This is a genomic window from Dyella terrae (assembly GCF_004322705.1).
GTDB lineage: Bacteria > Pseudomonadota > Gammaproteobacteria > Xanthomonadales > Rhodanobacteraceae > Dyella_D > Dyella_D terrae.
On the sequence record NZ_SIZZ01000002.1, the window covers coordinates 13,095 to 25,518 of the forward strand.

Below are 12,424 nucleotides of genomic sequence, written 5' to 3' on the forward strand. Positions count from 1 at the left end.
CAACGTCGCGTCCCACGACGTCATCCGCGATCATCCACACGGGCGTGCGCTCACCGGCGCCGGCCGATGCGCGTTGCTCCCATCAAGGACGCCCAACCCGCATGCGCATGCGCCCCCCGCACACCATGCGTCGAAAGAAAACGCACCGAAGTCTACGCCGGATGAAGGCGCGCACCATCCTACGAAAGCGGTAGGCCCGTTTACTTAGGCGGCGACCCACTCACGCCGGTATGCGCGTCCAGAAAACGCAGCATGCGCGTGTAGAAATCCAGGTTATCCCCATAGCTTGCCAGCCCATGGGCTTCGTAGTCATACGTGATCAGCTCGGTGGGGTGGCCCGCCGCGGTCAGGGCATCGCGCATCGCCGTCGCATGCAGAATCGGTGCACGCCCGTCATCCGCTCCATGACCCAACAACACCGGCGCGGTGATCTGGCTGGCCAGCGCCAGCGGCGACACGCGAGCGAGTGCTGCGGGGTCATTGCCCACCATCAGGCGCAGATAGTTGATGCCCAGGTCGGTGCGATGCGTATCGCCCCAGCGATAAAGGCGATTGAGATCGTAGACGCCGGACAGGCCGATGGCGCAGCGATAAAGCGACGGCTCGCGCGCCACACCCATCAGCGCCGAATACGCGCCGTAGCTGGCGCCGAAAATGCAGATGCGTCCCGGGTCGGCCATGTGCTGGGCGATGGCCCAGCGCGTGGCATCCGTCACGTCGTCCTGCATGGTGGCGCCCCACTGGCGCATGCCCGCATCGACGAAGGCGCGGCCCGATCCCGACGAGCCGCGAAAATTGATGCGCAGCACCGCATAGCCGTGTTGTGCCAGCAACTGGGCGACCGGATCGAACGACCAGTCCGCACGCGCATAGAAGGGCCCACCATGGACCACCACCACCATCGGCGGCAGTACGCCCTCGGCCGTGTGCGGCAAGGTCACGAAGCCGTGCAGTGTCAGCCCGTCACGCGCCGTCAGCGTGATTGCTTGCGACGCCCGTTGTGCGTCCGGATCGATCCACGATGCGCTGTTGTAGAGCAACGTCGCCTTGGCGTGGCTTCGGTCAAACAGGTAGAACTTGCCCGGATCCCGGTCGCTGCTCACCTTGACCACCGCCAGCTCGCCATCACTCGTGGCGCTGACCACGGTGGTGAGGTCGTCGGGAAAAGCGGCCGACAGTGCGCGACGCCAGCGCGCTTCGTCGCTGTTTTCATCCCAGTAGCGTTCGACCGGCCGGCCCGGGCCAAACACCGCGCCAACGGGTTCCTTGCCATCGAGCGAGAACACGGCGGTCAGCGGGTCGCCGGCCGGGTCGCGCAGCAACTCGGTCTGCATGCCCGTGGCGAACTCGTAACGCACGATGCTGTTCGTGCCCTGGCGGTTCTCGCGAATCAGGTAGCCAAAGCGATTGTCGCGGGACACGCCCATCGCATTGACGAACACGCCGCTTTGGTTGCTGTCATTGAGCAGCAGCCAGGTGTCCTTGGGGCGTACATAGAACTGCTGGGCGGCATCGTCCGCCACGCTAAGGGCGAAGCGGGGCTGCCCGGCGTGATCGAACGTCAGGTCGGCATTGCGGGCGGGCACGTCGGAAATGAACTCGCCATTGCCCGACACGTGGCCCAGTGGCACGACGCGGACATCCAGCCGGCAGGGATCCATCTTCCATGACTTGCATCGGCGCACGATCAGGTGCTCGTCGTCGCCGTCAATGGTGCCCGCCACGTACCGGGGGAGTGCCACGGAATGCTTGTCGCCGATGGTGACGATGTACATCGTCGGCTGGGCCAGCGGCATGGGGTAAGGACCGACCGTGCGCGATGCCGACACCAGGAGCTTATCGGGCCCCAGCCACGACATGCCGGCGATCAGGCCGCGCGAGGACGGCACAAAACGGGTGGCGAGCTGGCCGTCGCTGCGACGAATGACCTCGACCGTCGTGCCCTCACCTTGCCGGTGGGCGATGGCCAGGTACATGCCGTCGGGCGAGATGGTGACGTTCTCGTACTCGACGGGGCGCAGCAGCGCCATCGTCGTGGCATCCGGCGCCGGTGCGGGTGCCGTCGAGCTCCCGGCCAACCACCACGCAAGCAGTACGCCACCGAACATGCGTCACCTTCCATGAGACCGCCATCGTTCCGATTGTGGACCGTTCGCCGACGGGTGCAAGAGGCGAGGGCGGGTGGGTGGCCATCACACCTAATGGGGATTGCATGTTGCGTCGCTTGCGTGCCTCATGGCCGCAACTTCACGCACGCGCCCGCAGGAAATTCATGTCCGCTCCCATCAAGGCACAGCCCGTCACCGCCCAGCTCACCCATTCGGCCATCTTCCTCGTGGTGGTGCTCAAGCCCGGCGTGGACGATGTCAGCGCCGTGCGCGACCTGGGTGCCGATCTGGCAGGTCTGGTGCGTGCCATCAGCTTCCGGCATCCGGACCGTCGCCTGTCCTGCGTGATGGGTTTCGGCTCCGGCGCGTGGGATCGCCTCTATGGCGCGCCGCGTCCGGCGGAGCTGCATCCGTTCAAGGAGATCAAGGGCGCGCATCATGCGCCCGCGACGCCGGGTGACCTGCTGTTCCACATCCGCGCAACGCACATGGACCTGTGCTTCGAACTGGCCGCACAGGTCATGGAACGGATCGGTGACGTCGCCACGGTGCAGGACGAAGTCCATGGTTTCAAATACTTCGACGAACGCGATCTGCTTGGCTTTGTCGACGGTACCGAAAACCCCGTCGACAGCGACGCCATCAAGGCTGCCATTGTCGGCGCGGAAGATCCCGCCTTCACCGGCGGCAGCTACGTGATCGTGCAGAAGTACCTGCACAACCTCAAAGCCTGGAACGCCATCCCGGTCGAAACGCAGGAGCGCATCATCGGGCGCAAGAAACTCTCCGATGTCGAGTTCGCCGACGATGCGAAAGCGTCGTACGCGCACAACGTGCTGACCAACATCGAAGAGAACGGGGAAGAGCTCAAGATCGTCCGCGACAACATGCCCTTCGGCGACATCGGCAAGGGCGAGTTCGGCACGTACTTCATCGGCTACGCCTGCTCACCGGCGCGCATCGAGCGCATGCTCACGAACATGTTCGTCGGCCTGCCCGAGGGCAACTATGACCGACTGCTGGATTTCAGCACGGCCGTGACGGGCACGCTTTTCTTCGTGCCGCCCGTGGCCATGCTCGAAGGCGACTGATCCACGTTCCGGAGTTGAACGCCGCCCGGTCAATACATGGCGATGTGCTTGTCCATGTCGAAACCGCATGACTTGCACGGCGTTTCCAGCTTCGGGTCGGACACCAGTCGACTGACATCGCGGTAACGCCCCAGGCATTTGGGGCAACGCGCCAGCAGCGACGGAAGCGCCGTCCCGATCAACACCACCGCCGCAATTACGCTCATTGCCATGCGCACCCCCGAGAGCTCGGGGAGCAACAGCGGCAGCCAGAACAGCGCGAGTGCAATCATGAACCCGAAGCCGGCCAGGTCGCGCTTGCGGCGCATGCTGTGAAGCGTCGCGCGAAGTTGAGCGCGTTCGCGCCGCGCCTGAAGCTGTTCCTCTTCCATGGTCTTTCCCCCTGTGATTGGATCCATGAACGCGACGGCGCATCACACCCGTGGCGGCGCCGTCCCACCGTCGGGCTCGCGCACGCCCTTGCGTTTCAGAAATGCAGCCACCGCGTTCGCGTCGACCTCTTCGCCAATGCCGTACAGCACCTCATCCAGATGGTGAACCTTGTAAACCATGACCTGGAACGGCTTGCCGTCAATCTCGACCGTGCCGACATAGCCCCAGGCGATAAACAGGTAATTATGGTTTCCCAGTGGGCCAAGGATCGCGTCGGGTGTAAGCGACACCATGTTGTGAATGTTCCGATTGAGCCACATGACCGGATAAGCCCATAACCAGCCAATCACCAGGGCGATCGCCGCCAGAGCCTCCCAGCCGAAGAGTGACGACGGCAGGATCTCGCAGACCAGCCACACGGCGGACACCACCGTCAGGATGGCCAACAGGCCCAGTCTTTGCCTAAGGGTCATGGCGCGGGCCTTGAGGCGTGTCACCGCCCGCGGTTCAGTCCAGCGGAGCCCTTGATCGGGATGACCTTGCATGGAACTCCCTCATCGCGGCAGGGCGAGCGCCAGGCGATCGCGTGCCCCCATGCGCCATGCGGTGGCCATCCCACGCCGGCGCCCCCTTGTATAATTCTGCCCCCACGCCCACGGCCACCATCATGTCCCAGAACGCCGCCTACGTCCTCACCCCGGTTTCCGTGGGCGAACTGGCCGACAAGCTGACCATCCTGCAGATCAAGTCCGAGCGCATCGCCGAGCCGGCCAAGCTCGCCAACATCCGCACGGAAATCGCCAGCCTCGAGCCGCTGTGGCTGGACGTGCTAAAGACCCATGCCGACCTCGATGCCCTTCGCGTCGAGCTGAAGGTGATCAACGAGCGCATGTGGGACGTGCAGGACGCCTTGCGGGCCAAGGAGTCGGCGCAGACCTTCGACGCCCAATTCATCCAGCTGGCCCGCGACGTCGGCCGCCACAATGGCGACCGCATGCAGGTGAAGAACCAGATCAACCAGCGATCCGGCTCAAGCATCCAGGAAGTGAAGCAGTACCAGGTGGACGGTTAACGTCCACCCACGAGTACGTTCGCACCTACGGGCGTCACATAGCATTCCTTCGCCGCCTTGCACGCATCCGCATTGATCGTGGCAATCGTGATGGCCGAATACTGCTCCACCGACAGCCCCAGCTTGTTGCGATAAGCGTTATCGGCAATCGCGCGCGCATCCTGTTCCTTGGCGCGCTGCTCTTCGGCAATCGTCGCCGCCGCCAGCGTCTTCTGGCGCTGCTGCTGCGCTGCCGTTTCGTTCATCTGCTTGAGCACGTCGGGATTCGGGCGGGCGCGGCCGAGCGTCACGTCCAGCACCTCCACCGGCAAGCCGCGCTCCTTGATCAGCGCGCGAATCGCATCGCTCACTTCCTTGTCCACTGTCGTGGCCGTCGCCGGGTTCGACATCATGTCACCCATCGTCTGGCCCTTCACCGCCTCGCGCACGATGCTGGCGTACTGGCTCTGCACGTTGTTCTTGAACCAGTTCTCCGCGCCGTAGTTCTGCACCAGCTTCACCGAATCGGTCACGCGGTACTGAATGGCCGTGTCGAAATCGAGCAGGATGTTGTCCTTCGAGCTGAAATCGTCGAAGGCGACATGCACCGTCTGCGGCGTCATCACGATGCTGATGCCCGTGGTGCTGGCCCACGCCATCACGCGCCCGGGCGTCACCGCCGTGGGCTGCACGCCGCCGTGGCCGAAGATGAAAGGCTTATCGACCAGCACGGTTTCCGTGCCCGGATCGACCGAAATGAAATGGCAGCCCGTCAGGCCGAGACACACCGCGGCGGCCAGCGCCACCTTCGTAACATGCTTCACGTACCAGCCCCCTGGTTGGGATAAGTGGATCGAATCCGTTCCCGAAGGAGTGTAGCCGGAATGGGGCAGGTTCCTGCGTTGGGCGTAAAGCGGGCTCTTGGCCCTGCGGACTTGCCGCCACCCACCGACGACCACGCCTGAACCATCAATCTTCGCCAGGCACGCCCGCGGCAGCGTCATCGGCTTCCAGCCGCAAACGCGCCTCCTGCAATTCCTCGCCAAGCTCCTCGAGCAACTCCAGGAGCTCCTGAAGCGGCACCGCTGCCGTCGCCCCTGGCGCTTGCATGATGGAGAAGAATTCGACCTCCAGCATGCGGTCCGGACGCTCGGTCTTGATCAGACAGAGCGTGTGTTCCCCGAACGAAATCTCCGCCGCCAGAAAATCAAAGTCGACATAACTGACATACGTGACCGCAAATCCCGACGTGCCGACCTTGGCCATCATGGCGAAGCCGCCACCGGCGGCGCCACCGTCTTCGCTCCCGGCCCGATATTCGCCTCCAGGAACTTCAACAGGCGCCCATAGAAATCCACCTGGTGCTCGTAGCCCGAGAGGCCATGCCCCTCGTAGTCATACTCCACGTACTCGGGCGGATGCCCCGCCTTCTTCAGCGAGCTGCGCATCAGCTTGGCGTGTTCGATCGGCACGCGGCCATCCAGCGTGCCATGCGCCAACAGCACCGGAATGGTGATCTGCGCCGCCAGCTCGCTGGGCGAATGCGCGGCCAGTGTCGCCTTGTCCGTGCCCAGCATGCGATGCAGGTAGTTCAGGCCGTAATCGCTGCGACGAATGTCACCCCAGCGATACATGCGGTTGAGGTCATACACGCCCGCCATGCCCGCCGCGCAGCGATACAGCTCCGGCTCGCGCGCCGCGCCCATCAATGCCGCATACCCGCCGTAACTGGTGCCGTAGATGCAGATGCGCCTGGGGTCAGCCAGGCCGTTGGCAATGGCCATGCGCGTGGCGTCGGTGACGTCGTCCTGCATCGCGGCGCCCCACTGCCTGGCGCCCGCTTCGACAAAGCTGCGGCCAAAGCCCGTCGAGCCACGAAAGTTCACGCGCAGCACGGCATAGCCGCGTTGCGCCAGCAACTGCGTCTCCTCGTCGTACTGCCAGTTGTCGCGCACGTAGAACGGCCCGCCATGCACCATCACCACCATCGGCGGCGGTGCATCGGTGTGGCCGGGCAGGGTGATGAAGCCCGTCAGGATGAGGCCGTCCCGCGCCTTGAACGTCAGCGGCTCGGTCGGCAATTGCTTCGACACGTCGATCCAGGGGCTGGCCTGGAACATCTTCTGCAGGCTCTGCTTCTGGCGGTCGAAGAGGTAATACGTGCCCGGGTCCCGGTCGCTGATCGCCAGCATCACCACGTACTGGCCGTCCTTGCTGGTGCTGACCATCGTGATGGCGGCGTCCGGAAACTTCGCCGCAATCGCGCGGCGCCAACGGCTCTGCTCGTCGTCCGGGTTCCAGTAGCGCGCCTCCGGCTTGCCCGCGCCGAACCACGCACCGACCTGCTCCTTCGAGTCGAGGGCATAGACGCCGCTCAGCGGGTCCGACACCGAATCCTCCAGCAGCGTCGTACGCGCACCGGTGGCAAAGTCGTAGCGCTGCAGAAGATCCGGGCCGGTCTTCTGCTCGGTGGAAACGATCGCCGACAAGCCGTCGCGCGCGATGCTTTCGGGCGAGATATAGATCCCGCTGTCCTTGCTGTCGTTGATCAGCTTCCAGTTATTGGCAGCATCGCGTGCCCAGAGCTTCTGGTTCGCCTCGTCATCGAACTTCTGGGCAAACCGCGGCATGCCGAAGCGATCGAGCGTAAAGCTCACGCCGTCGGCCGGCCCCTTGGCGACGAGCTCGCCGGTGGCGGTGACGCGCTCGATATCGAGCTTCCGAATCACCGACACTTTGTCCGCGGAGTCCTGCACCATGAAATGCGTATCGTCGCCATCGATGGTCGCGACGAAATTGCCCGGCATGTTCTTGGCGTGTTTGTCGCCGACCTTCAGCAGGTAAAGCCAGGGCGTGACCACCGGCACCGCGAACGGCCCGATACTGCGCGCCGCCGCCACCAGCACCCGGTCGTTGCCCAGCCAGCGCAAGGCGCCCACTTCACCGTTCTTGCCCGGGTCGATGGAGGCGACCGTCGACCAGTCGTCGCGGCGCACGATCTCCACGATGGTTCCGGTCTCGTAGTGGTGCGCGAGGGCCACGAGATCGCCGTTGGGCGAAATCCGCACGTCTTCGATCGCCGGCCGCTTCAATATGCCTTTCGACGCCTCATCCAGGCCGACAGGCGCGCTTTCGCCACCGGCCGCGAGGGCCAGTCCCATTACGATACTCAGCATCCCTGATTTCCCCTGTGTTGCTGGGGGGACTTTGAGGCGTGGTTTGGGTTTTCGCAAGGGCCGGCGGGTGGGGGTTCACCCGGCGGCGACGGGGGTTCGGCGATACACCCGGGACCCATGTCGGGTGCCGCCAGGGAGTGGTCCATGTCGACGTCGCTTGCCCGCTTGCTTTGCTTCACTGCGCTGACAGTGTCGGTGGCGCCGGTCATGGCCACCGAGCACCTCACGGTAACGCTCTCCCATCCCACCGAGCCATCCAAAACGATGCGTGGCTATGTCGTGGTCACCTTGCTCAACGATGGCGACACGGACATTGTTTTCCACAAGTTCCATACGCCGAATCCGGCGAACGGCCGCACCGCGAACAAGCTTTTCGAGGTGTACAGCGGGAACCGACCGATCCGGTTCACGGGAGGCATGGCTCATCCCGGCCCCGAAACGCCGACCATGTTTTTCACCCTCAAGCCGGGCCAATCGCAGACCGCCACCGTGTACCTGCGCCGCGACTACGACGGCATCGTCGTCGGGCCCGAGACGTATCGGGTGAAGTACATCCAGCGACTCGGTGACTATCCACGAGCGGCGTATCCGGAGGACCTCTCGACCCTGCAGCCTGGTGATCCGCGGATACCGCACGCGGTGGAGAGTAATGAGCTGGAGCTGGTGGTGTCGTATGAGGCGGTGGGGGAGGAGTCTGCCTTCTAGGAATGGGCTGCGATGTCGCGTTGACGGTGGATGGTGTTGCTGTGGCGGACGAGGTGTTGCTTGCGCGCAGGCTCGTCTGGGCGCCGCTGTAATCGGGCCGCTTGCGCAGCGGGCGTTTCGAACTGGCTGCCGCCGGCCGAGGCCCAAAATAAAAGTAACCCAAAGAAAATGGCCTGAGAGCCGGAGTGCATGCTTACGTTAGATGCGTGTCTCACGGGACGCGCAGGTTCAAGTGATCGCGGGTGAGGCTAACTAGCGTCCGACTGTTGGCTATCTGCCCCACCGCCGGGGTGGGGAACGACCGAACGTCGGCCTCGAAGGGGTGAGCGCAGCGAATAATCCATGGGCGACCACGCGCGGTTCGCACACCACACCCCAAAAACACCGTCATGCCTGCGCAGGCAGGCACCCAGTGACGACCGCACACGGTTGTCGCCCCACACTCTCACGTCGTCATGCCGGCGAAAGCCGGCATCCACGGGCGACCACGCGCAGTTTGCACCGCACATCAAAAAACACCGTCATGCCTGCGCAGGCAGGCACCCAGTGGCGACCGCACATGGTTATTGCCCCACACTCCCACATCGTCATGCCGGCGAAAGCCGGCATCCACGGGCGGCCACGCTCATCTGTGCGATACCGCGACCGGGCCGCTTACGCAGCGGGCGTTTCGACCGACTGCCGTCGGCCGAGTCACTTTTCTTTTGCTGGCCCAAAATAAAAGTAACCCAAAGAAAATGGCCTGAGAGCGGGGTGCGCGCTCACGTTAGATACGTGTCTCACGGGACACGCAGGCTCAAGTCATCACCGCTGAGGCTAACTAACGTCCGACTGCTTGCTATCCGCCCCACCGCCGAAAGCGGGGTGGGGAACGACCCAACCTCGGCCCGGAAGGAGTGGGCGCAGCGAATAATCCAAGGGCGACCATACACGGTTGTCGCCCCACACTCCCACGTCGTCATGCCGGCGAAAGCCGGCATCCACGGGCGACCACGCGCAGATTGCACCGCACATCAAAAACCACCGTCATGCCTGCGCAGGCAGGCACCCAGTGGCGATCTCACACGCTTGCCACCCCACACTCCCATGTCGTCATGCCGGCGAAAGCCGGCATCCAGGGGCGATCAGGCTCATCTGTGCGATACCGCGACCGGGCCGCTTACGCAGCGGGCGTTTCGACCGACTGCCGTCGGCCGAGTCACTTTTCTTTTGCTGGCCCAAAATAAAAGTAACCCAAAGAAAATGGCCTGAGAGCCGGGGTGCGCTTCGTTAGATACGTGTCTCACGGGACGCGCAGGCTCAAGTCATCACCGCTGAGGCCAACTAACGTCCGACTGCTGGCTATCTGCCCCACCGCTCTTTCGATTCGCACGCTCTCCCGTCGACGTCATCCGGGCCGTAGATGCAGGCAGGCAACCCGGGGGCACACTCGGTTGTCACCACGCACCCCGCCCAGCGTGCCGCCATCGCCGGCACGGCGGCGTATGGCTGAATGGGCGCCAGGGGCGGATGCCGTCCGACCTGCTGCGGTGCTCACGACATCGCGTTTGGCCCACCCTCAACCCCCATCCGGAATCTCCGGTTCCACCAACAACGTCAGCAACGACAGCGATTCCTGCCAACCCAGATAGCAAAACTCCACCGGGATCATCTCCGGAATGCCTTCCTGCACGATGCTGACTTCGGTGCCGCACGCCACCTTCGTCAACGCCACCGTCGTCACCATCTCGCCGGGCAGATTCGGGTCGTCGAACACGTCCGTGTACCGCAGCTTCTCGCCCGGCTTCAGCTCCAGGTACTTACCCCCAAAGCTCTCCACCTTGCCGGTCGAGAAGTTGGTGAACGACATCTTGAACGTCCCGCCCTCGCGCGCGTTCATGTGATGCACCTTGCCCACGAAACCATGCGGCGGCAGCCATTTGCTCAGGGCGTCGGGATCGGTGAAGGCTTTGTAGATCTTCGCGGGCGTGGTGCGGATGACGCGGTGCAGGCGGACGGTACCCATGGTGTGACCTCAGTGGATGAGCAGAGGAGTGGCCCTCTGATGGTTCGACGAACGAGGGCAGGGTGGATCGACACACGCCCATCCGAGTATGCGCTCAATCACCGCCCACCAACGCCCGGCGCACCGCCTCAAACGTCCATCCCTTCACAAACATCCCATCCTTCAACACCAACCCCGAACCCTTCAGCCGCCGCGCCGATACCTCCAGCACCTCCGCCTCGTAACCCTTTCCCATCGGCCGAATCACAAACCACGACTGGCAACCCACATACCGCACCAGCTTGAACGCCGTCGAGGGAAACACCCCGCCCAGACCAAAGTCGATCAGGTACTCGCCGCGCAGGCACAACACCCGCCCGTCCTCGCACTCCACCAGATACACCGGGCAATGCCTGCGCATGTCCTGGAACAACAGCGCCCGAGTCGATCGAATCACCTCCGTCGGCTGGCGCGACCGCCACAGCCAGCTTTTCTTCTCGGCATGCTCCGGCCAATACGCCCGCTTATCCCAGTAGTGCTGGATCAGGACGTAAGCGATCGCCAGCACCAGCGCGCAGATCAACACGATCAGACCCAGCTCAACCGCATCCGCCAGCCACGGTGCATGCGAGCGGCCAGGCATCCGGCCGCCATCCATAAAAAACCAAAACAGTGACAACACCATGCACTCCCTGTGCAGTACGGGCACGCCACGCGCGAACATGCCGCGCGTGACGTCCATTCCCTCGAAGCGCCTGCCTCAGTCGCGAAGCGCAACCTTCGGCTTCGACGACAACTGCAGGCGCGCCGTCTTCGCGCACTCCAAACCCATGTCCGCAAACATCCGCAACGTGTCCAGCTTGTCGCGCATGTTGATGGCATTGAGCGTGCGCCGACCCTTCGCACCCGCGTTGATATCCGTCACCAACATGCGGATGCGATAAAGCCAACCCATCGTGTCGTCCAGCAGTTCGTCGACGGTAAACACCGTCACGGGCGCTTCGACCTTCTTGCGGCCGGTCCGGGCCTTCTTGCTATCCATAGGGTCAAACTCCTTGTAAGACGCGATGCGTCATGCGCGCACAAACACACCGCGATGAGCGAAAAACATCACTCGAACCACAAAGGTTCACCGGCCTGCCTGCGACCAGGCACCGGAAGGTTTGGTTGTCGAGATGATGCGACCAGCCGCCACCCGTCCTCCGCTAATAGGACGGATGTGCACGAAGCCACTTCAACGACCCGGGCGCGGCGAGCGGCCGCATGTCTTCAACCGCGTCGGCGGTGGGTGCGGACGTTCCGGGGATCGGTGAGGTGGTCGCTCGGTGGGGGCGACGCGTAGGGGAATGCCGTAGAATTCGGCTTAGCCATCTTCAACTCTCGTGTAGTTGTGGTGGTTAGCGGGTCTTGTGGTGTTTGCCGCACCCAAGATCCGCGCTTCCATTGCTTTGTGGGACGAGCAATGTGCTGCCGGTGTGACGTGAGTGTTGATGAGTCGTCGGCAGCTGGGGAAACGTAGCAAATGTGAAGGGCGAAGTCTTTAGGACGTTCGCTTGGGAAATGGCTTAGTTGCCTTCCTGTATTTCAGCTACTTCGTGACGGCTTCGCCGATCCCGCCATGGCATTGGAAGGTGAAGTTGTACTTCATGCTGAAAGGGGGCGGTCTTTGCGTTTGTGGATCCCGTAGGCGTCGATTTGGAGCGGAGTGGGTAGAACTTCCATTGCATGGCGGCTCGGCGGACTGAACCGTTGAAGGGTGCAGTATCGGCATTTTCGCCGTCGACGCGAAGTTCGGTGACTTCGCCTTTGGTGTTCACGATGAGCGAGGCCGATACGCCGATGGTTGGAACGCAAGCCAGGAGCCGGTCGGCTGGATATGCCGGAGCAACCTTGGAAAACTTCTTCGTCCCACGAAAAGTCTGGCCGGGCTTGGCTTG

General features: G+C 63.4%; 12 protein-coding genes. 3 read left to right on the forward strand and 9 right to left on the reverse strand.

What is annotated here, in order from left to right; translation table 11 throughout:
• Positions 1-200: 200 nt before the first annotated feature.
• Entirely contained in the window at positions 201-2,108 is a 1,908-nt protein-coding gene (locus tag EYV96_RS10940; protein WP_131151604.1) for a S9 family peptidase, read from the reverse strand.
• Positions 2,109-2,272: 164 nt separating this feature from the next.
• Here EYV96_RS10940 and EYV96_RS10945 point away from each other — a divergent pair, with 164 nt between their 5' ends.
• Positions 2,273-3,199 (forward strand): Dyp-type peroxidase, encoded by a 927-nt coding sequence (locus tag EYV96_RS10945; protein ID WP_131151605.1) that lies wholly within the window; start codon positions 2,273-2,275, stop codon positions 3,197-3,199.
• Positions 3,200-3,228: 29 nt separating this feature from the next.
• Here the strand turns inward: EYV96_RS10945 and EYV96_RS10950 are convergent, their stop codons facing one another.
• Positions 3,229-3,570: a hypothetical protein gene (locus tag EYV96_RS10950; protein WP_131151606.1), complete on the reverse strand. Its 342-nt coding sequence runs from the start codon at positions 3,568-3,570 to the stop codon at positions 3,229-3,231.
• A 42-nt stretch (positions 3,571-3,612) separates the two neighbouring features.
• Positions 3,613-4,116 carry a hypothetical protein gene (locus tag EYV96_RS10955; RefSeq protein ID WP_131151607.1) on the reverse strand — a complete coding sequence of 168 codons (504 nt, stop codon included), beginning with the start codon at positions 4,114-4,116 and terminating at the stop codon, positions 3,613-3,615.
• A 122-nt stretch (positions 4,117-4,238) separates the two neighbouring features.
• Between EYV96_RS10955 and EYV96_RS10960 the strand changes: the two genes are divergently transcribed.
• Complete coding sequence (locus EYV96_RS10960; RefSeq protein WP_131151608.1) at positions 4,239-4,643, forward strand: DUF6165 family protein; 405 nt, start codon at positions 4,239-4,241, stop codon at positions 4,641-4,643.
• Here the strand turns inward: EYV96_RS10960 and EYV96_RS10965 are convergent.
• The 3 genes from EYV96_RS10965 to EYV96_RS10975 all read right to left on the reverse strand — a co-directional run bounded on the left by EYV96_RS10965 (position 4,640) and on the right by EYV96_RS10975 (position 7,798).
• On the reverse strand, positions 4,640-5,446 hold the full coding sequence (locus EYV96_RS10965; RefSeq protein ID WP_425478733.1) for an SPFH domain-containing protein: 807 nt from the start codon (positions 5,444-5,446) through the stop codon (positions 4,640-4,642). The genes EYV96_RS10960 and EYV96_RS10965 overlap by 4 nt on opposite strands.
• A gap of 145 nt (positions 5,447-5,591) precedes the next feature.
• On the reverse strand, positions 5,592-5,891 hold the full coding sequence (locus EYV96_RS10970) for a hypothetical protein (RefSeq protein WP_131151610.1): 300 nt from the start codon (positions 5,889-5,891) through the stop codon (positions 5,592-5,594).
• A complete protein-coding gene (locus tag EYV96_RS10975; RefSeq protein ID WP_131151611.1) occupies positions 5,888-7,798 on the reverse strand; it encodes an alpha/beta hydrolase family protein in 1,911 nt (636 codons plus the stop codon). Before EYV96_RS10975 ends, EYV96_RS10970 begins: the two co-directional genes overlap by 4 nt.
• Before the next feature lie 144 nt (positions 7,799-7,942).
• On the opposite strand from EYV96_RS10975, the gene EYV96_RS10980 reads away from it, so the two are divergent.
• On the forward strand, positions 7,943-8,503 hold the full coding sequence (locus EYV96_RS10980) for a hypothetical protein (RefSeq protein WP_131151612.1): 561 nt from the start codon (positions 7,943-7,945) through the stop codon (positions 8,501-8,503).
• Positions 8,504-10,061: 1,558 nt separating this feature from the next.
• Here the strand turns inward: EYV96_RS10980 and EYV96_RS10985 are convergent.
• The 3 genes from EYV96_RS10985 to EYV96_RS10995 form a co-directional block, all read right to left on the reverse strand.
• On the reverse strand, positions 10,062-10,508 hold the full coding sequence (locus tag EYV96_RS10985) for an SRPBCC family protein (protein ID WP_131151613.1): 447 nt from the start codon (positions 10,506-10,508) through the stop codon (positions 10,062-10,064).
• 94 nt (positions 10,509-10,602) lie between these two features.
• A complete protein-coding gene (locus EYV96_RS10990) occupies positions 10,603-11,229 on the reverse strand; it encodes a hypothetical protein (protein WP_131151614.1) in 627 nt (208 codons plus the stop codon).
• A gap of 18 nt (positions 11,230-11,247) precedes the next feature.
• Complete coding sequence (locus tag EYV96_RS10995) at positions 11,248-11,529, reverse strand: hypothetical protein (RefSeq protein WP_131151615.1); 282 nt, start codon at positions 11,527-11,529, stop codon at positions 11,248-11,250.
• Positions 11,530-12,424: the final 895 nt, after the last annotated feature.